This is a genomic window from Duganella sp. 3397 (assembly GCF_031456625.1).
Taxonomy (GTDB): Bacteria; Pseudomonadota; Gammaproteobacteria; order Burkholderiales; family Burkholderiaceae_D; genus Rugamonas; species Rugamonas phyllosphaerae.
Genome location: NZ_JAVDVB010000002.1, coordinates 745,378 through 766,357 on the forward strand (window position 1 = coordinate 745,378; position 20,980 = coordinate 766,357).

15 protein-coding genes are annotated in these 20,980 nt (G+C 52.1%); 2 read left to right on the forward strand and 13 right to left on the reverse strand.

The annotated features are described in order from the left end of the window. Positions 1–358 precede the first annotated feature (358 nt). The 13 genes from J2X54_RS07780 to J2X54_RS07840 all read right to left on the reverse strand — a co-directional run bounded on the left by J2X54_RS07780 (position 359) and on the right by J2X54_RS07840 (position 18,333). The gene (locus J2X54_RS07780; RefSeq protein ID WP_310179615.1) at positions 359–922 is read right to left on the reverse strand and encodes a T6SS immunity protein Tli4 family protein; all 564 of its coding nucleotides are present in this window, start codon (positions 920–922) and stop codon (positions 359–361) included. Beyond that, positions 919–1,275, reverse strand: coding sequence for a hypothetical protein (locus J2X54_RS07785; protein WP_310179616.1), 357 nt, complete (start codon positions 1,273–1,275; stop codon positions 919–921). The genes J2X54_RS07780 and J2X54_RS07785 overlap by 4 nt, the downstream gene beginning before the upstream one ends. A 51-nt stretch (positions 1,276–1,326) precedes the next feature. Then, entirely contained in the window at positions 1,327–2,160 is an 834-nt protein-coding gene (locus J2X54_RS07790) for a T6SS immunity protein Tli4 family protein (RefSeq protein WP_310179617.1), read from the reverse strand. A gap of 597 nt (positions 2,161–2,757) precedes the next feature. After that, positions 2,758–4,110, reverse strand: a complete 1,353-nt coding sequence (locus J2X54_RS07795) for a T6SS immunity protein Tli4 family protein (RefSeq protein WP_310179618.1) — start codon at positions 4,108–4,110, stop codon at positions 2,758–2,760. 76 nt (positions 4,111–4,186) lie between these two features. Then, on the reverse strand, positions 4,187–4,393 hold the full coding sequence (locus J2X54_RS07800; RefSeq protein ID WP_310179619.1) for a hypothetical protein: 207 nt from the start codon (positions 4,391–4,393) through the stop codon (positions 4,187–4,189). Positions 4,394–4,604: 211 nt separating this feature from the next. Beyond that, positions 4,605–5,795, reverse strand: coding sequence for a T6SS immunity protein Tli4 family protein (locus tag J2X54_RS07805; protein WP_310179620.1), 1,191 nt, complete (start codon positions 5,793–5,795; stop codon positions 4,605–4,607). Between the two features lie 358 nt (positions 5,796–6,153). After that, entirely contained in the window at positions 6,154–7,635 is a 1,482-nt protein-coding gene (locus J2X54_RS07810) for a hypothetical protein (protein ID WP_310179621.1), read from the reverse strand. Positions 7,636–7,992: 357 nt separating this feature from the next. After that, positions 7,993–9,315 (reverse strand): T6SS immunity protein Tli4 family protein, encoded by a 1,323-nt coding sequence (locus J2X54_RS07815; RefSeq protein ID WP_310179623.1) that lies wholly within the window; start codon positions 9,313–9,315, stop codon positions 7,993–7,995. Between the two features lie 174 nt (positions 9,316–9,489). Then, the gene (locus J2X54_RS07820) at positions 9,490–9,633 is read right to left on the reverse strand and encodes a hypothetical protein (protein ID WP_310179625.1); all 144 of its coding nucleotides are present in this window, start codon (positions 9,631–9,633) and stop codon (positions 9,490–9,492) included. A gap of 211 nt (positions 9,634–9,844) precedes the next feature. Further along, positions 9,845–11,107 carry a T6SS immunity protein Tli4 family protein gene (locus tag J2X54_RS07825; RefSeq protein WP_310179627.1) on the reverse strand — a complete coding sequence of 421 codons (1,263 nt, stop codon included), beginning with the start codon at positions 11,105–11,107 and terminating at the stop codon, positions 9,845–9,847. A 78-nt stretch (positions 11,108–11,185) separates the two neighbouring features. After that, a complete protein-coding gene (locus J2X54_RS07830) occupies positions 11,186–14,212 on the reverse strand; it encodes a phospholipase D-like domain-containing protein (protein ID WP_310179629.1) in 3,027 nt (1,008 codons plus the stop codon). Between the two features lie 3 nt (positions 14,213–14,215). Continuing rightward, positions 14,216–17,470, reverse strand: a complete 3,255-nt coding sequence (locus J2X54_RS07835; RefSeq protein ID WP_310179631.1) for a type VI secretion system Vgr family protein — start codon at positions 17,468–17,470, stop codon at positions 14,216–14,218. Continuing rightward, positions 17,467–18,333 carry a hypothetical protein gene (locus tag J2X54_RS07840; RefSeq protein ID WP_310179632.1) on the reverse strand — a complete coding sequence of 289 codons (867 nt, stop codon included), beginning with the start codon at positions 18,331–18,333 and terminating at the stop codon, positions 17,467–17,469. The genes J2X54_RS07835 and J2X54_RS07840 overlap by 4 nt, the downstream gene beginning before the upstream one ends. 239 nt (positions 18,334–18,572) lie before the next feature. Here J2X54_RS07840 and J2X54_RS07845 point away from each other — a divergent pair, with 239 nt between their 5' ends. Next, the gene (locus J2X54_RS07845) at positions 18,573–19,436 is read left to right on the forward strand and encodes a M15 family metallopeptidase (protein ID WP_310179633.1); all 864 of its coding nucleotides are present in this window, start codon (positions 18,573–18,575) and stop codon (positions 19,434–19,436) included. Positions 19,437–19,503: 67 nt separating this feature from the next. Next, the gene (locus J2X54_RS07850; protein ID WP_310179635.1) at positions 19,504–20,946 is read left to right on the forward strand and encodes a hypothetical protein; all 1,443 of its coding nucleotides are present in this window, start codon (positions 19,504–19,506) and stop codon (positions 20,944–20,946) included. Positions 20,947–20,980: the final 34 nt, after the last annotated feature.

Genomic DNA, 20,980 nt, shown 5'->3' on the forward strand with positions numbered 1-20,980 from the left:
TCCATTGTTGAAATAAAAATACTGGCCGGCAGTATCGTGACATTCAGCATGGGGGCTCGAACGCCACCAATTGCGCCGCTCTCAGACGCACGTGCTATGGCATGGCATTGGTGTTACTGCACGGCTGAACACCAGGATCACGTAAAGGATCAGTTATCCCATCTGATATTAATGGACGACACAATTTCCTGTGATAATTTTATGAATTCCTCAGCGGTCACTGGGGCGATCCCTTCACGGGTGGAATTTTCGGCTTTTCTTAGAACATATACTTTCACATCAGAAGAATTTTTTACTTTCCTGACATCTCCGCGTACTGTTGCCATATACCCATAATCTATCACTCCGCTTTTACGCGTTATTCGGAAAACGACGCCAACCCCTCATTTTTTCCAATTGCGACTTTTCTTCCGCTTGGGAATTTCCATTGGCTTTCTACCTTGTCGACTGTTGAGGTACTTTGATACTGCGACCAAAATTCGTTGATTACATTACGCAAAGAGTCTGCCTTATCGTCATTATTTTTGACATACGAATCCTCTATCCACACGGTCACATCAGGATGCTTTTTCAAACGATACGTGACAGCAATGTACCTTCGGTGAGTGTCGCCATTAGGTTCGGTTTTTAAGAAAAAATATGGAAAACACAATCCTGTAGAATTTGGTACCGTGCCCAGTTCACGAAACGAAATATTTTTCGGGTATTCCAAAACTTCCTCTTTATATTTTGCGATCTCATCCTCATCAATCGTGGAGTCTGCCCACAGCATATGACCGCCAGAAAAAATTGAAGCAGAGAAACCATTACCAATACGAAAGGCCACCCCCTCGGCAGGAGAGAGACTCAATTCTTCAAACAATATGGCTTTCTTATTTTCTCTCTTTTTAGCAGCATTTTTTTTGACATTTAACTTGCTCAATCCTGCAAACTGAGTAGTTTTTTCTGTTGCTCAGTGTTTAAAAAATGACTGATGAGAAGTTGCCCATTGTAGGCGATTGAACTCCAACCAGCTCCTTCGCCATCCGAAAATTCAAATTTCGGCTGAATAGACCCAATTTCGTGTTCTTGAATCAACATATCCGCAGAATTAGCCGCAATTTCTAACTCACCAGGAAAGGTGATGTTTAAATTCCCAACGCATTCGCTCACACCACTTTTCTGAGATTCCGCATTGCAAAACAACGGTATAAATGCGGCGAGCGCCAAGTAAGCTATGTTCATGTTTGAGCCTTCACTGTAGCGTTGCTGATCGCGCATAATGATTAAATCCACGCTGCACTCTGACGACTAACCACTTTAGTATTTTAACCACCGCACGTCGAATTATTTCCCAGCCGCCAATTCTGGCATCGGTGGATTAGTCGACCTGATGCGCATGTACCTCAGCATTCCATCAAGTCGCTCCATGCTCTGCTTGAATGGCGGCGGATTCACATTCAACTCTGGCGCCTGATCCATAGTGAACGATTGCATATCGACTAATATGAAAGGAAGTACATCTGTCCCGAGCCATCCTGCGTAACCGGTGAAGACAGAATATGCTTCGTACGGTTTACCCAGGGCTTTTCTTATTTTTAACGCAACACCACCCTGTTCGCCGGTTACGCCACCAATTTTTGCTTGCCTTGGACCGATGCGCTGATCGATATGTTTCTTGATCTCCGCTTCCTCGTCAGTTCCAAATCTACCTACTTGCGAACTTGCCAACGAAGTAACGACAGTGGATTTCATTTGCCCTCGCTGGACATTACGAGTATGAATTGTATACAAGACACCAGGGGCATCGGCCCAGCGCACTGATTGCTTAATATCGGTAATAGTCCTACCGTCGTCAGGTAAAAACCCAAATGGAATGCAAACGCCCGGCTCTGCTGGAATCTCATTCAAACGTCGAGTGCGGAATTTAGCGAGTTGCGCTAAAAATCGGTTACGATTGAGTTCGGCAGAATTTTTTTCAGTAACGACCTCTTTTGACTCGAACGTATAAACATAATCAGATCGAAAGAGATAAGCCCGATAGATCGAATAGCGATCACCGTTACCAGAAGCCTCTTCCTCCTCGGCTTGATAGCCATAACTATTCGGCAAACCTGCCGAAAACGGTTTATATTTATCCACAATTTCACGTATTGTCTTTTTCGTGTTCTCGACAGTCATTAATATATCTTCATAAGCTTCCTACTCTTTAAATCCAATGCTCCGACGCTTTTCCTGTTTTTTAAGCTCCGCATCAGCAAGAGCGAGCTTATTTTTTAGGTACACCAGAATATTTTGCGGTAAGGAATCCAAAATAGCTTGCTTGACCGCTGGCTCTATCTCATGCACTGCGATTTGAGTATTACCAACCCTGATTTCATCCCCGCGAGAAAAACATTTTTACTGAAGGAATGCGTAAACTCGGCCTTACGGTCTCGATAAACCGACCACGTCAAATCTTTATCGCTAGACCAAACTAGCCGCCCCAAGCACTCTTCAGTCACTTCGGCGCCCGGCTTGTATGACGGCATCGATGATGAACGCAATTGCATCACCGAAGGCAGTTTTCACGGAGTCGCATTACTCTCTGCGCTGGCAACGTTCATAACTACCACGGCAAAGACCGTGCAGATAAACCGACCGAGGAACATGGCCTTTCCTTTTTCAATATGATAATTTAGCTTAATTTTATTTCAACTGATTTGAGAAATCAAAAGATGCTGTCCGCGCAAGGTCTATATGCCCAGCAAGCAGATCCCTGACTTATTGTTTACCTGCTTATTTATTTCCCGATAATTCTGGCATTAATGGAATGGTAGTTCGAATGCGCATATTTTTCAAAACGTTTTCCAGTCGTTGCATGCTTTGCTTGAACGGAGGTGGATTTTCTTTTAGTTCTGGCGCTTGATCGATAGTGAAGGATTGCATATCTACAATGATAAAAGGCAGTACGTCTGTCCCGAGCCATCCTGCATAGCCACTGTACACAGAGTACGCCTCATATGGCTTTGTGCCCGGGGCAGTTATCTTCAGAGCAACACCACCTTGTTCGCCAGTTAATCCGCCAATTTTTACTTGCCTTGGGCCGATCCGCTGATCAACATGCCTTTTGACCTCCGCTTCCTCGTCAGTTCCAAATCTGCCCACCTGGGAACTTGCCACAGCATTGAGAATAGTCGACTTTAACTGGCGTGCTTGGACATTTCCAGTGTGAATTGTGTACAAAACTCCGGGAACATCTTTCCATCGAAAAGATTGTTTAATATCAGTTATGGTTCTTCCATCATCGGGAAAGAATCCAAAAGGAATGCAAACTCCGAGCCCTGTAGGAATCTCATTCATGCGGCGCGGACGAAAGCTTTTCAGAAGCGCAGAAAATTTTTTACGGTGTTTTTCCACGGACATATTTGGTTTGATTGTCTCTCTGGATTCGAAATTATATAGGTATTCACCAATGAATAAATAAGTCGTTAGTATGGAATACCGATCACCATTTCTCGAAGATGAGTCTTCGGTGAATCCATATCCATAACTTTCTACGATACCAGAATCATACGGACTGTATTTACCAGTAATTTCTTCGATACTTTTTTTAAAACTTTCAATCCGCGAGGTTGCCAAATCATATCTTTGCCGCTGCCTCACGTCACCATCCTTATTTTTGAAGGCTGCTCTTTCTTGCTGCTCTGCTTGCTCTAACCTTTTCTTGAAAGATTTAATCCGATTATCTGGAAGAAAACCGACAATTTCTTCTCTAGCTCCTTCTTTAATTTTTTTAACAGAGACATTTGTATTCCCAAATCTAATTGCGTCACCTCGAGAAAATACATTTTCACTAAAAAAATTATCGAATGAATCAAGCTGATTAATATCGTAATTTACCGGCCATTCGATAGATTTATCTGAAGTCCATATGATACGCCCTAAGCACTCTTGCAGATCTGACGGCTCTGGCTTATAGGAAAACATGCTCGACGCTTTCATTTGGTCTAACGAAGGTCGTTTAGAGGGTTGAGATGGATCTTTTTGATCCGCATACGCCAAACCAGTCAAAACTGAGGAAGTCAAAACACTTACCCATAATAAATAAAAAAGTCTCATGATCATTTTTTGGAATATCAAAGTTTTCATCTATATTTTGTAAAAATATAGGTATTTACGCAACCTTTTCGAGAGAACTAAGGATGAGTGTCCTTCGTTATCATTTTCAGAAGTTGCCGTGGGCAGTCGGCTGCAAATCGTAAAGCGGGCCGTTCTCGCCACTAGCTAGCACCACGGCGGTAGAAGTGATGGCTTCGAAGTCGATAACGTAGCCGGTGTCGCTGACCTTAACAATGGTTGCGGCAAAGCTGTCGAGCCACTTAGCCCAAATTTTGTCGAGCAGCTCCAAATTCTGGTAGAGCAGCTCCGGCAATCCCGTCTTCACGGCGCAGTTAACTCGCTACGGTCTACATGACCGCCCACAGCGAGACGTACCGCTGGCCCTCGCCGCCAGCACAAAGCAGAACCCAGGTGAGCGTGAAGCGGTCGCATAGATATTGTGCTCGCAAAGACGAACGCCGCGCGTCGGTGACGGTGCGCTTCGTTCGCTTCCAATTTCGGCAATGCGTAGCACCCGGCGCCAACTATTTTTCCCCGGCCAGCTCCGGCATCGGCGGATTGGTCTGCCTTACGCGCATGTACTTCAACATATCATCAAGCCGTTGCTTGCTTTGCTTGAACGGAGGTGGATTTTCTTTTAGCTCTGGCGCTTGATCGATAGTAAAGGATCGCATATCCACAATAATGAAAGGCAATACGTCTGTTCCGAGCCATCCAGCATAGCCACTGTAGACAGAATAAGCCTCATACGGCTTGGTACCGGGGGAAGTTATCTTCAAAGCAACGCCGCCCTGTTCTCCAGTTAATCCGCCAATTTTTACTTGCCTAGGCCCAATCCGCTGATCGACATGTTTTTTAACCTCTGCTTCCTCATCGGTTCCGAATCTGCCCACTTGCGAACTCGCAATGGCATTAAGAACGGTAGACTTAAACCCCCTCGGCTGCACATTTCCGGTATTGATGGTATACAGTACTCCAGGGGCATCTTTCCACCGAAGAGATTGTTTAATATCGGTTATCGTTCTGCCGTCATCGGGGATGAAGCCGAACGGGATACAAACTCCAAGCTCAGTTGGTATTTCATTCATCCTGCGCGGGCGAAAGCTTTTCAGCAGCGCTGAAAATTTTGAACGGTGATTTTCCACAGACATTTTTGGTGCTATCCTCTCCTTCGATTCAAATATATATATATATTTACCCATAAACAGATATTCCCTTAATACAGAGTACCGATCACCGTTTCCAGACGCTTCTTCTTCTGTCCACTCATAACCATAACTGTCTTTTATACCAGATTCAAAAGACTTATATTTTCTCGAGGTTTCCTCAATATCTTTCTTGAGGCTTTTGATATCCGACGTTGCCAAATGATAGGCCTGTCGCTGCCTTATATCTCCGTCCTTGTTTTTAAATGTTTCTTTTTCTTCCTGCTCAGCTTCTTTTAAGCGATTTTTAAAATATAAAATTTTATTAGAAGGCAAAAACTTTATAATTTCATCCCTCATCCCGGGCTTAATCACCTTGACTGAGACATCGACATTCCCGAATCGGGTGACGTCGCCACGAGAAAATACATTTTCGCTAAAAACGTGGTTAAACGACTCAAGCTGATCGATATCATAATACACCGGCCAATCGACAGATTTTTCCGAAGTCCATACGATACGTCCTAGACACTCTTGAAGAATTGAAGAGTCTGGTTCATAGGAAAACATGCTAGATTCCTTCATCTTCTCTAATGAAGGTCGCTGTGAGGGCTCCGCTGGATTGTTCTGCTCGTCGCTAGCAGCTTGTGTACAAGCTGATAAGGTAAAAATGCATATCGAATAGGATAATCTCTTTATCCGATCAGAGAAGCGAGGCCAGGAGCGCAGACATGTCAGCACACCAGCGCGGCTCGATAAAGATTGCGTTGACTTGCTCATCCTCTAGTGATCAAGGGTCGAATTGGAAGCTTCATAACTTATCTAATTCCAGTTAAGTCCGGCATCGGCGGATTGATCTGCCTGATGCGCATAATTCAATAGGGGTATGCCATGTTGATGGAACATACGCTCCCGATCACTTCAAATATTAGATCTGCTGCGGGTTTTCGCCATTCGCCACATCCGGAAACACCTGCTCCGCCTCCGGACTGAAATCGAACTGCTTGAAAAACTCTTCCTTGTTTTTCCAGATCTCCTTCCCCGCTGGGGAGCCGTAGACCACATCGGCTGACAATACACTGGTTTTCTTCAGCGGGTTGCGAAGTGCCCGGTCCCAGCTTACTGCAACCAGAGTCGGTTTTCCCTGCGCATCGAAATCGTAGACCCTATGGTAAATCTGATGGCTATAGATGCTAAGACCCTTATCAGTAAGCAATCTATCATCGATGTCGGGTTTGACGCCCGGTCGTGGCTGACGCCAGTCGTTGATAGTGACCACGCGCTTTACGCGGCCACCGGAATCGAACTGCTCGTGACGCACCACAAATTTTTCAACCAGGTAGTAACGATGTAGCGAGCGGTGCTCATTTGGCTTAAACAATTCTAGTAACTTAACGCCTGGCCCGCCAACGTAGGTCTGACGACGTCGCTCATATCGGTAGATCAAGTCCGGCTTCTCTAAAACCTCCAAGGTAACCGGCGACTTAATGAACCAATAGGCAGCCGCACCCGCTTTACCGAAGGAATCAAGAACGGTATTGGCTGCATTTTGATCAAGCTTTCCGGCGTTTGTGCCGTAAATCACTGTTACACCCTTCCCTATTTGGGCCTTAGCCGCACCGAACACAGCATCTGGAGCAGCACTGGTTCGGAAAAGCGCAAAATCCTTCCCCCACTTTCCGGACGGACTACCCCGATTCCACTCATCGAGTAGTGGGACTAATTTGCCGTCGTACCTTCCGTAGCGGTAGCGAAGCCACTCGTCGCGAAGATCCGGCGGACTGGCCTTGCAGCTTTGCGAGTTTTTTGGATCCAGAAGCAGGGTCAGATTGTCGTCTTTGTCATACTCTCGGCAAATTTTGATGGAGGATTTCCCATTTGGTTTTTGAAAGTCTCCTTCCTCCAAGCGAATGATGCGCCCTTTGCTGTCGTAAAAATACAGAGTTGCGAATAGAACGATATTGTCTTTCCCAAGTTTCTTCAACAATGGGTTGTTTTCTACATAACGCGCAGTGATGGGTTTGAGTGCCTCACGTACTGTCTTTTGCCCCATCCCCGCAGACCACCATTGCTCCACCCGGCATACCCTCCAATTTCCTTTTCCGTCAGGTTCGTAATACGACACGTCGGAAGTTTCATCCTTCGACAGGATTCCAGAACCCTCAGTACCGAGCATTTTTTCAGGTAGAGGCGAGGGATAAGGATAGTCAACCGCCGCCCTCCCAATTCCGACAGCACCGAACCCTGGCTTTTGCTCCTGTTTATATCCGACGAATACTTTCGTGTCAGCCCCCGGTGCCTCAAACCAGTTTTTGGCGCTATTGCAAGCCGCTTGCACCGAAATCGAAGTCGTAGAAGAAAAGACGCTGACGATTGCAATTTTTAAATTTCTTCGAAAAGAATAATTCATTATACGTTTCCCTGACTTCCGATGGACGGTGCGTCGTTACTTGCAATATCTACCGTAGTACGCTTTGTCGGATCTCCACTAATCTGTGTGCCCATCCCTGATTCCCTTCCTTCATATTGTCTGAAGTGTCAACACGGGTAAGGTTAAAAAAGTATGCCGCATTGAATCATCAATAATTGGTGTAACCGTCCCCTGTCAGGTGGAATTTGCTCAAAAAATCCGACCAATCACTATAGTGATCGCAACTATTAAATTGACGGAGTCTTAACGCGGTAAGGAATTTCAAACAGTGCAAAGGTTATCACTCGCAAGCTAGCCGAGAACCGCATAACTAAAATACGCAGCATGGTTAACAAATTATCTTTGACCGGCCAGTTCCGGCATAAGTGGATTGGTCTGCCTTATGCGCATGTACTTCAAAATGTCATCAAGCCGTTGCTTGCTCTGCTTGAACGGAGGGGGATTTTCTTTGAGTTCTGGCGCTTGATCGATAGTAAAGGATTGCATATCTACAATGATAAAAGGCAGTACATCTGTCCCGAGCCATCCTGCATAGCCACTGTATACAGAATAAGCCTCATAAGGCTTTGCGCCCGGGGCAGTTACCTTCAAAGTAACCCCACCTTGTTCCCCAGTTAATCCGCCAATTTTTACTTGCCTTGGACCGATCCGCTGATCAACATGCTTCTTGACCTCCGCTTCCTCGTCAGTTCCGAATCTGCCCACCTGGGAACTTGCCACAGCATTGAGAACAGTCGACTTTAACTGGCGTGCTTGGACATTTCCGGTGTGAATTGTGTACAAAACTCCCGGAGCAACTTTCCATCGAAAAGATTGTTTAATATCAGTTATGGTTCTTCCATCATCAGGGAGGAATCCAAAAGGAATGCAAACTCCGAGCTCTGTAGGAATCTCATTCATGCGGCGTGGACGAAAACTTTTCAGGAGAGCAGAAAATTTTTCACGGTGTTTTTCTTCGGACATATCTGGTTTGATTGTCTCTCTGGATTCGAAATTATACATATAATCGCCAATGAATAAATATGTCTTCAGAATCGAGTACTTTTTTCCATTTCCTGCCCGTTCTTCTTCGACAGATCCATACCCGTAACTGTCTGCAATCCCAGAGTCATATGAACTGTATTTACTAGAAAGTTCTTCGATACTTTTCTTGAACCTGGCAACCCGCGAAGTTGCTAAGTGGTATGTTTGGCGTTGCCTCACATCACCATTCCTATTTTTAAAGGCCGCTTTTTCCTCCAGCTCTGCTTCATCCAGCCTTTCTTTGAAAGACCTCATTTGATTATTCGGCAAAAACTCAATAATTTCCTCTTTAGTTCCTTTCTTAACTCCTTTAACTGAGATATCGATATTTCCGAAGCGTATTGCGTCACCACGAGAAAATACTTTTTTACTAAAAAAATGGTTGAATGAATCAAGCTGATCCTTACCGTAATATACTGGCCATTCGATAGATTTTTCTGAATTCCATATGACACGACCTAAGCACTCCTGCAAAGCTGATGGCTCTGGCTTGTAGGAAAACATGCTCGACGCTTTCATTTGTTCCAATGAAGGTCGTTTAGAGGGTTGAAATGGATCTTTTTCATCCGCATACGCCAAACCAGTTAAAACTGAGGAAGTCAAAACGCTTACCCAGAATAAATAAAAAAGTCTCATGATCATTTTTTTGGAATATCAAAGTTTTCATCTATATTTTGTGAAAATATACATATATATATGCAACTTTTTAGAGCGAACTGACGATGCGTGTCCTTCGTTATCATTTTCAGAAGTTGCCGTGGGCGGTCGGCTGCAAATCGTAAAGCGGGCCGTTCTCGCCACTGACTAGCATCACGGCGTGGTAGAAGTGATGGCTTCGAAATCGATGACGTAGCCGGTGTTGCTGACCTTAACAATGGTTGCGGCAAAGCTGTAGAGCCACTCAGCCGAAATTTCGTCGAGCAGCTCCAAATTCTGGTAGAGCAGCTCCGCCAATCCCGTCTTCACGGCGCAGTTAACTCGCTACGGTCTACATGACCGCCCATAGCGAGACGTACCCCTGGTCCTCGCCGCCAGCACAAAGCAGAACCCAGGTGAGCGTGAAGCGGTCGCATAGATATTGTGCTCGCAAAGACGAACGCCGCGCGTCGGTGACGGTGCGCGTCGTTCGCTTCCAATTGCCGCAATGCGTAGCACGCCGCGCCAACTATTTTCCCCCGGCCAGTTCCGGCATCGGTGGATTGGTCTGCCTTATGCGCATGTACTTCAACATATCATCAAGCCGTTGCTTGCTTTGCTTGAACGGAGGTGGATTTTCTTTTAGTTCTGGCGCTTGATCGATAGTGAAGGATTGCATGTCTACAATGATAAAAGGCAGTACGTCTGTCCCGAGCCATCCTGCATAGCCACTGTATACAGAATAAGCCTCATAAGGCTTTGCGCCCGGGGCAGTTACCTTCAAAGCAACACCACCTTGTTCTCCAGTTAATCCGCCAATTTTTACTTGCCTTGGACCGATCCGCTGATCAACATGCTTTTTGACCTCCGCTTCCTCGTCAGTTCCGAATCTGCCCACTTGGGAACTTGCCACAGCATTGAGAACCGTCGACTTTAACTGGCGTGCTTGGACATTTCCGGTGTGAATTGTGTACAAAACTCCGGGAGCATCTTTCCATCGAAAAGATTGTTTAATATCAGTTATGGTTCTTCCATCATCGGGAAGGAATCCAAAAGGAATGCAAACTCCGAGCTCTGTAGGAATCTCATTCATGCGGCGCGGACGAAAACTTTTCAGGAGAGCAGAAAATTTTTCACGGTGTTTTTCCTCGGACATATCTGGCTTTATTGTTTCCCTGGATTCGAAATTATATACATAGTCACCAATGAATAAATAAGTCTTTAATATAGAATACCGATCACCATTTCTCGACGGTTCTTCTTCCGTGAATCCATATCCATAGCTCTCTGCGATACCAGAATCATACGGACTGTATTTACCGGAAATTTCCTCGATACTTTTTTTAAACCTTTCAACCCGAGAAGTTGCCAAGTAATATATTTGCCGCTGCCTCACATCCCCATCCTTATTTTTAAAGGCGACTCTTTCTTGCTTCTCTGCTTGCTCCAACCTTTCTTTGAAAGATTTAATTTGATTATGTGGTAGAAATTTTATAATTTGTTCTTTAGCGCCGTTTTTAATTTTTTTAACTGCTACATCGGTATTTCCAAATCGAATTGTGTCCCCCCGAGAAAATACTTTCTCACTAAAATAATGGTTAAACGACTTAAGCTGATCCATATCATAATACACGGGCCATTCGATAGATTTATCTGAAGTCCATATGATACGGCCTAAGCACTCTTGCGAAACTGATGGATCTGGCTTGTATAAAAACATACTCGACGCTTTCATTTGGTCTAATGAAGGTCTTTTAGAGGGTTGAGATGGATCTTTTTCATCCGCGCTCACAGCACCTGTCCAGATCGAGCAAGTGAAGGCAAGTAGACATACCAAGTAGTGAATTCTCATTGCAATACCTTCCAGATATTAAACGTTTTTCTCTATTGTTTTTAAGGCATCGGAATCCGCACTGGCATATCGAATACCCTCTACTTCAAGTCCACTTCTGCCATTATTTGCCAGAAGACTTAAATTCATCCCGGATATATTATTTTCACCTTCCGTCCATTTGGACGGAAGCGCCACGATAAACCCTTGAATTCCAGAAGGAGCGCTCTCCGGGGCCCTTTGATTAGCGCTCCACGTAAACAGTTCATCTCTAACTTCATCTGGCCGCCAAAAACGATCATTGAAAGGCATGTGCCAATTGAGCTTTTTTTTACCTTTGCTCCAGGTCGGCCATATCGAACTAGGCTGGCCATCAAGTGGCAAAAAAGGAAATGCTTTACTGTAATAAATTAGGTTATTTTCCGCAATATCTTGAATTGCTTTTATTGTTTTTTCGGCGGCAGGGCTTTCTATCATTTCCATCAATTTCGTAGCAGGCAACTTGGCACCATCAGTCAGGCCAAAAAGCTTTTTCCATAATCGAACCCGCAAATTATGAACACTCTTACTGACCAGATCAATTTCCGAATTATTCAGTTTGACGTTCGCATTTGCATCGTCTCTAATGACTACCGCCAGCTCAGAATCTCGATCACCTAACTGGCTTCGGTCGTTGATATTCGCACTTCCCAGAATTGCAACCCGATCATCAGCAATGAGCAGTTTTGAGTGAACATAAATCTGCTCTGTAACGTTCCGCTTATTTATTGAGTCCCAGTTTCGAAGATTCAAAAGAGTAAGGTAGGCCTTCCATCCATCGCCTGCAACCGAAATCAATTCCTCAGTGGTATAACCGCTGACGATCCGCATTGCGGCTTCGCGCTTCAGTTTTTTATCATTGGCTCGAAGTTCGGCACAAGCCAATGCTTTACGGATCCGGTTTACTAAACTTTCGTTCCCAAAAATCAAGGACTGCATGGTCAAGTGCAGTTGTGTCATGATGTTTAATGTGTTCAGAGTCCCTTCCGGGTGCACAGGTATCACCATGTAGACGTGAAATGGCAAGTCGTCAACAATTGCTGCCTCGATCCTCAATGCCAGTGCCTCGCCTATTTTGTTGATCATGGATTTCTGCTGCGGCCCCATTAGCTGCGACGCCTTGACCGATGCAATATTTCCCAGCGTCGCGTAGAGGTCATTCATGAAATCAGCCCCCTTGCCTTTTGTGTCAGCCATTACGTCGTCAACTTGCGACCACCTGATGGCCCCGGGGATATCTGCTGGAGCTAAACCATAGATTTCAAGCTGTCGTGCATATTTCTCATATTGCTTCGATGATGTGATATCAAGCAGCGCTGCTAATGGCCCCGATAATGCCGTACCTTCGGCAGAGTCCGCGCCATATTCAGACTGAAAAAACTGCCCCTCGATATAGATGAATTTTTGCGAGCCCTGAATGGCCGTCAACATCGCCTTGAGACAATTATTTTGCGCCATCTGTGCAGGAGCAGACGTGGAACCGGGTACGGCGCGCTCTTCGTCTTTCTGCATTCTTAATGGCGCGCTGCGCAATACCTGGACCCAGCAAGTCCCCTTTTTCGGCTGCGACGCTGGCGGTGGAGCTGCGGCCAGCCGGGGCACCTTGAGCTGTTTGGTCCCCTTCAGGCCCAGGCTTCGGAAAATCGTCGCCAGCGCCGGGTTCGAGACAACACTCGTCTTCGAATTCTCATAGCGATGAGCGACCCCGTTCCAGCGCAAGATGAAATTGCGGGCCAGGTCGCTGGCGGCCGGTCCTTCGATCGATGAATGGACGTCGTGCCATGGCATGCGTGGCTGGTCGGTTGAAATCGTTTTTCCGCTCGGCGGTACGATTTTGCGCAGCTTTTGCAGATTGGCGTAGCGATTCGCATTCTGATCGGTGGCACCTGAAAGGTATCCGAGAGTTGCAATGATGAAGGACTCGATTAGCGTAACCGTTCCTTCTCTTAAGGCATGCGGCAACTGATCCATATTGGCGTTGTTCAGCCAGGCCATTAGTGCTGAAGCGGCGTCGGCAGCATTCGCGCTGCCGCTGGTACGAAGGCGATCCAGCATTTCCCTCGAATCCTTGTTAATACGCTTGTAGGTCCAGCGCGAAGCAGCTTGCGCCATATCGACCGGGATGTCGGCCGCCTTGTTGACGAAGTCGGGCAGCAGATCGGCATTGGTCCACCAATCTCCGATGCGCTTATAGGTATCCTTTTTAAAATCGCTGACGGTCTTGAGTGCATCCTGAGGTTTCGCGATCATGTCCATCGGCGCCGATGTGATGAATTGCGAAACAGATCCGAACTTGCCGTCGAAGCATGCGGCTACCAGCTCAGCTCTGGTCAGGTAATGCACTTGATCCGAATGTGTCAATTCGTAGACCGCTGGGACGCACGTGTTGTAGAGCTCATTGCCAGTACGCCCGTCATGGCGTAACGAGAACTTGCCGTTATCGCGGCGGCCATATGCCAGATCAATACCGCCGACAAAGGCGCGCTTCTGATCGATTACTACCAATTTCTGGTGGTGGGAAAATCCGATTCCCAAGCCAGCCTTCATGTCGCTTTGGGCAATTGCTGGCAGCGCGAAAGCGCGTGCAGGAGGCGGCAAGCCAGCATTCAACTGGAAAATTGCCAGCATGGTTTCAAAGTCACCGGTGTCGACGCCCACCTTCGGCGATAACCAGGGCATGACGTAAATATGCAATGCGGGGTGCTTGTCGATTGCCGCCTCGAGATACTCATACAGCGTTTTGCCGCCCTTGAGCTCAACATCGAAGTTGATTTGCCAGCCGGTGATGAATATGCTGGTCGTGGCGCTTTCAATCGCAGCGGCGACGGCATTGAAATACTCTTCGCCAGTGACGTAAAAATCCACCTGATTGCCACTGTGCGGCTCCGAAAATGGCTTGGCCCACTTCATGTCCGGGAATTTTCTCAGCGGCTCATCTTCATGAATAAAGCAACCAGGCGCTGATGTGGCTGGAGCAACGGGCTTGCCGTCCGCTGTAACGAGTTGCGAGATATTCTTTTGGGTCATACGCTAGACTTTGATTTTGGCAAAAATGGTCTTGGGATCGAGCACATCGAATGCAGTTTTGGCGTAGCTGGTATGAGATAAGGCAGCGTCGTCAAAGATGGTACCGTGCAATGCTGTGCTGAAATCTGCTGAGTTGAGCGCATGGAAAAGTTTTTCCTTTTCGGTCCAATCGGGGGATTCGTCGGCCACTCTCAAGCGCACCACGTGCCCCGGGTAGACAATCCAGGTGCTGTCAGGGTTGCCAGCGTACGTCTTGGCCAGCTGCTTTTCCTGATCGGGTGTCAACTTGATGTTGCCCTCGTCGTCGGTTAAGCCACTTGCCAGCAACTGCTTCTCTTCGACGTAAGCCATGCCGTCTGGCATCGCGCCAAATGCGATTTTCCATGGCGTATTGCTCAACGCATGGCCGTTGGGTCCAGGGGTATCGGCAAGGCGTAGATTGAATGCCATGTCGCGGACCGGCAAGGCAGACCGTGGCAATTCCGGTAGCGGATATCCTTTACCAACTGGTCCAGTAAAGCTCTTCTTGCCTGCGTGGATAGTGATCTTGCCCGGGCACTGGACCGTGATATTTCCCCCGGCAATCGTAATATTCGCCCCGCCCAACGTCGACAAACTAATACTCCTGGCCGCCGCCCAATCAATATGGGCATTGGCACTGACGATATTGACCTCGTCGCGCGCCTGAACATTCATCACGTCCGCATGCGCCTGGAGTTCGATCGCCCCCTTGGCCGCAATCATCTGCAGGCCGACATTGGCTTCGCCAGCCTTCATCGCCCCACCCAGCAGGCCGATGGCCTGCCCGCTGTGCACCCGCATCTGCCCGCCGGTGGCGAACTGGGTGTCCTGCCCGCTCATCAGGGTAATCGTTTCGCCATTGGCCAGCTGCAGGTTTTCGCCCGACAGCACGCCCAATCCTGCCTTGGCCGCAATCGCGATAATCGCATCGGTGGTATGCGGCAGCTTGTCGTCGGCTGGCGCCACCGGTTTCTGCGGCGCCTCGGCCTTGGCGGCGTCCACGCTGTTTTGGTTGAGCATGCCGGACGTGGCGGTTTGCAGAGCCTTGATGGGCGCAGCCTTGTCGTCGAGCACGCTGCTGTCGGCTTGGGCCGCCCCCAGGTGGCTGGCCAGTGCCACCGTCTCGTGCGTCTTGGCGGCGTCGCTGAAGGTTTGCGCGAGCGTCGCTGCCTGCTTGAGCAGCGCCATGCCGGCACTGTTGTCGCCAGCCGGATCGCGGCTGTCCGGGCTGTGCGTGATCTTGTAGCTCGATACCAGCAAACCGGCGCCTGCCCGCACGGCGCCGTAGCCGTCGGTGCGCAGCTCGGCGCCGGTGCCGCGCAGGCTGCCGCGGTAGTTGTCGGCGGCGTGGATCAGGTGGCCCAGCGTCAGCTCGCTCGCTGCGTGGCTGCTCTTGAGATGGATGCGGCCCTGGTTATCGGTATCGTCGAACAGCAGCTGGTTATAGCCGGCGCCGCCAAACTCCTTGCTGCGGATGCCCCACTGGGCGGCGCTATTGCGATGGCCGGCGTTGTCGGCAGCGGCGCCGTGCCACAGCGGGCTGTTGCCGCCGGCCAGGTTGCCCTGCCCCGAAATACCATGATCGTGCGCCGACTGGAATACGGCGGTGTCGCTGTCGCGCTCGCTCTTGCCGCCCGGCGTGGGCAGCTGGCCGCCCTCGCCCTGGCCGTTGTAGAGCGCGCCGACGATGATGGGGCGGTCGATATCGTTTTCCAGGAACTGCACCAGCACCTCCTGGCCGATGCGCGGCAAAAACTGGCTGCCCATGCCACCGCCGGCCGAACGCTGCGCCACGCGCACCCAGCAGGTGGCGTTGGCGTCCTGCTGCCAGTGGAACGCGATGCGCACGCGGCCCAGGTTGTCGCAGTAGATTTCATCGGCGCCGGCCGCACCATTGCCGCCACCGGCGCCGACCACGATCGCACTCTGGCTGCCGTGGGCGGTTGGTTTCGGGTGGTGGCGCAGGCCGTTTTCGCCGATGACCGGGCGCCACGGCGTGGCGGCAGCGATGGCCTCGAAGTGGTTGGCATAGCCGCTGTCGCTTGCCTGGGCGATGACGGCGGCAAAGTTGTCGGGCTGCTCGGGCATGGTTTCGTCGAGCAGTTCCGGGATCGGGCCGAACAGTTCGGCCAGGCCTTGTTTGGCCGGCGTGGGCAGGTTGTTCACACCCACGCTGACCACCCGCAACACCACGTACTGCTGGTCTTCGCCACCGGCGCCAAGCGGTCCCTGGGTGAGCGTGAAGCGTGTTCCCGCGCGCAGGGTGCGCACGGTCGAGCGGCCATCCCACAGGTGGCGGCGCGCTTCGTTCGCCTCCATTTGCAACAGCGCGTAGCGCTGGGCCTGTTCGCCGTTGGCGTAAAAATACTGGCCGGGCGTGTCGTAACTCTCGAGGCGCGGCGCGCGGGCGCCGCCGACCGCGCCCTGGGTGGGCACGCTGGCAGCGACTGCCTTCTTGGATTTGTAGTCGTAACTGAGCACGGTACTGAGGCCGGCCCGCAGACTGCGGTGCGCGCGCAGCGCCTGGATAGTGTCGGCCGACTCGCCCACGCGCGCGCCATGGAAGCGGATGCCGCCGCCCGACTCGCTGCTGGCGTCCGCCGGCGTGGCGGTGGCGTTGCTGCTATTGGCAAACAGCACCATGCTCTGGCCACCGTCGATTTCCTCGAAGCGCCACGCCAGGCCTTCTTCGGTCAGCAGGCGGGTAATGAAATCGAGATCGGATTCGCGGTATTGGCAACAATAGCTGCGCGCGCCGGCCCCGGCCATGATCGATGCGGTCTCGTCGCTCCAGCGCCACTGCGCCAGCGGCGCGTAAGATTGAAAAACCGACTCGACGATCTCGATCACGGTTTTATCCTGCCACACCCGGCTGTTGCGCACCTGTCCCAGGCGCCACAGCCATGGCTGCAAGCGAAGCCGATAGCGCGCCAGGCCGCCGAAGCTGCCCAGCATGGCCGCTTCGGTGACCAGGCCGGTAAACCGGGTACGGGTGCCGTCGGCCAGGCTCGCCTCGAGCACGGCCTGCTGGCCCAGCAGCTTGGCCAGGTCGAGGTAGGCGTTGGTCGAGAGCAGGATCAGGTCACGCTGCCCCACACTCTGCAAGCCATCCTCGGCCGCAAACGCTTCCACCAGCAGCGTGGCGTCCGCCCCCTCGAGCGTCAGCTCGTAAAGTCGCGTGACACTGGCGAACTCGCCAAGCGCAGAGACGACTTGTTGCAATGATCCGAGACTCATTCTTTTACCTTGCACCCGCCAGTTTTACTACGGCCTTCGCATACACGCTCATGGCATTGTGCCGCCTTGGTTTTCGATAATTTTCTGCATTGATTCAGTTGCTCGTCCAGGCTCACGCGTGGCTTTTTCGGCGGCTCGGCCCGGCGCTCTTCCGACTGGGTATGCGCCACCAGTGCCGCCAGCAGCGCGATATCGTTCTCTTCCTCCGGAGTGGTTTTTTCTTTTTCCTTCGGACGCGTCGTCTTGGCGACAGTCGCCGGCTTGGCCTTGGGCTTTTCCTTCACGACAGCCTTGTGCGCTGGCTGCGACGCCACAGCGTTTGCCGATGGCGTCTCCAGGGCACTGCTGAGCATGTTCGGATCGTGCTTGCCAGCCGCTGGCGACACCGCTGCCTCGCTGTTATTCTCGAGCATCTCGCCCAGGCTTTGTTTCTTGTCCTGCGCCTGCGCCGCCCGGTCTTCCTGGATCACCGCAGCAGGCGCTGCGGAGGACAACACTTCGTCCGCAGAGACGTCGCTGCTGGCAGTTTGTGCCGCAGCCGCTGCGGGAACAGCAGGCGCAGGGGCAGGAACGGCTGAACCGCCTGTCGCTGCGGCCGACACGGCTGCCAGGTGCGCATCGCCCGCGTCATCGTGATTGGCCCATACGCCAAAGATAACGGCGATCGCAACGGCCAGCGCACCAGCGCCGACCCAGACCAGCGACTTCTTGCGCCTGACTGCCGGCTTGCCAGCCTTCCCGGTCTCCAGCTGGGACAGGATACGATGGCGGTCGGCCTCCGCCTGTTGTGCCGGAGTTAACAAACTCGGGCGGGATCGCTTGGGGCTGTCTTCGCGCTTGGGGCTGTCGTCGTTATGTTGCAAAATTCGAACTCCTATTAGTTTTTGCAATACTTTACGCTATTCAACTTCAATGCGCCGCATGGTTGAAAAATAGTTCAGACTTGCACACTGTCTGGCAGCGCACAATTGAAATCAATCATAACGCCCATTATCAGACTAGTAAGATATACTCTCAAGCAATAATTAATCCCGCAGTTCTAAAGCTGGTGGGAATGGACGTCCACTGGGCGCCACATTAACGGTCAAGGGTTGAGGTTTTCGTGTTACTACTGGCGGTAGTACTCTATTTTTTGTTGGCATGCGCGGCCTGCTGGCTGTTGTTCTTCCCTGCCGGGCGCAGCTTTGTTGGCGACCTGGTCGCCCGTACCGATGCATCGGTGCGGCGCGCCGTCACGTCCATGGGCCGCCGCCGCGCCACCGGCGCCGCTGCCGCCAGCGCCGCCATCACGCGTGCCGCGCCGAGCTTTTTCAGTGCGGGCGACATTGGCAGCTTCATGCGCCGCCATGCCGTGCTGTGCATCGCTGGCCTGTTGCTGGTCAGCGTGCCGCCGTTGGTCGCGTTTTTCGCGGGCGGCAAGATCATGCTGGGCGGTTATGACGTCTCGACCCGTGAAGTGAACACCCAGGTGGCAGAGTTGCTGCAGGGCGAGCAACTGGTGCCGCCAGTGGCGCTCCCACCTGCCGTGTTCGCCAGCGCGGCGATCGAACGCGAACGCCCGATGCTGGTTTCGGCCAGCCGTAACTGGGACTTGATGAACCAGGAATACACGCAACGCCTGTTGATGGTGTTCAAGATCATGAAGGAACAGCACGGCTACGACATGGCCATCCTGGAAGGTTATCGCAGCCCGGAACGTCAGAACATGCTCGCCGGCATGGGCACCAATGTCACCAACGCCGCCGCATTCCAGAGTTGGCACCAGTACGGCCTGGCCGCCGACTGCGCCTTCCTGCGCGATGGCAAGCTGGTCATTTCAGAAAAAGATCCATGGGCCATGCGCGGTTACCAGCTGTACGGCGAAGTCGCCGAATCGGTGGGCCTGACGTGGGGTGGACGCTGGAAGATGATGGATTTCGGGCATACCGAGTTGCGCTTGCCCGGCGTAATGAAACGAAAAGGATAGGAGACCGCATGGCGGGTACGTTGATCAATAAGGGAATGCGGTAATGCGGCCCTGGCTGAAGATATCTTTGCTCGCGGTCGCCACGTTCGGCGCCTGCTGGCTGGGCGCGGTCTGGTATTGGCGCGAAACGCGGCGCATGCCCAATTCCGACGACCTGGTGATCTATCTGGTGGTGCTGCCGCTGCTGGTACTGGCCCTCATCGGTCTGGCCGTGTGGGTGGGGCGCAAAGTGCTCGCCGCCAGCGCCGCCAGTGCCGCCGCCGCCAGCGCGATGGCAGTCAGCGCCGCCGAAGCCCCGGCAGCGGCGCCGGCCGCTGCCGCACAGCCATTGGCGATATTGGCCGGCGCCCTGCGCATGCCGCACGGCGACAGCGCTGCCCAGCTGGCCGACGCCATGCTGTCGCGCCGGGTGTCGCTCGAGCTCGATACCGAACTGCAAAACGACAGCGGCTACCCGATCCTGGCCGGGCGCATCGCCGACGTCGATGGCGCTGCCCAGGCAGACGAGATGGCCGACTGGCTGGCCGAGCACCACCCCGAGGCCCAGTTCGAAGAAGAGCAGTGGCGCGCGCTCGCACTGGGCAGCAGCATCACTGCCGAACTCGCACTGGAGTTAGCTCCACATCCGGCCCTGCCCGCTTACCTGCAAGCCGTTGCTGCCGGCAAGGCGCCGCCGCCGCTGCCGCAACTCAAGCTGCTGGCGCTGATGCCGCCGGAATGGGCGCCAGCCGAGCAACTGGCCGGCGCCCAGTGGTTGCGCCAGCTGGTGGTGCGGGCGGGCTGGCCTGACGCCCGCCTGGCGCCGGCGGTCGCCGTGGCAGCCGCCCAGTTGCCGCTGGTGCAACTAGGGCAGATGGTGCACCTGGCGCAGTTGTCGCAAATGAGCCAGATGGAAGAACCGGCGCGCGACGCCGGCCAGCCGCTGCTATGCCTGATGGTAGCCTGCCACTCGCGCATAGGCGCCGGCAGCGTTGACGACTGGGCTGGCAAGGCGATCCTGTTCGACAGCGATCACCCGCATGGCCGCATTCCGGGCGAAGGCGCGGCCGGCCTGTTGCTCGCCGACCGCGGGCAGGCGTCGCTGTTCGACCTGTCGGGCGCCGCCCTGCTCTATCCTCCCGCCAGCGCCATGCGCGGCGCCTCCGCCGATGGCAAAGCGCGCGGCGATACCGACCTGCTGGTGGAACTGGCGGGCAAGGCGTTGACCACGGCCCAGGTGGACCCGGCCGCCATCGCCACCCTGACCAGCGACAGCGACCAGCGGCCCAGCCGCATGGGCGAAATGTTGGGCATGGCCACCAAGATCACCCCCGAGCTCGATCCAGGCGAGGTACTGAACGTGACAGCGGCCTGCGGCGACGCCGGCGCTGTCGCCACCATGGCCGCGCTGGTGCTGGCGCAGCAACAAGTCAAGGCAGGCGCCGGACCGGCGCTGTGCGTGAGCAATATCGATCCCTTCCACCGTGGCGCAGTGTTGCTGATCGCAGCAACACTGGCAGACGCGGCCTGAACCACTTTACTCAACCCTTGTACGCCACATTATG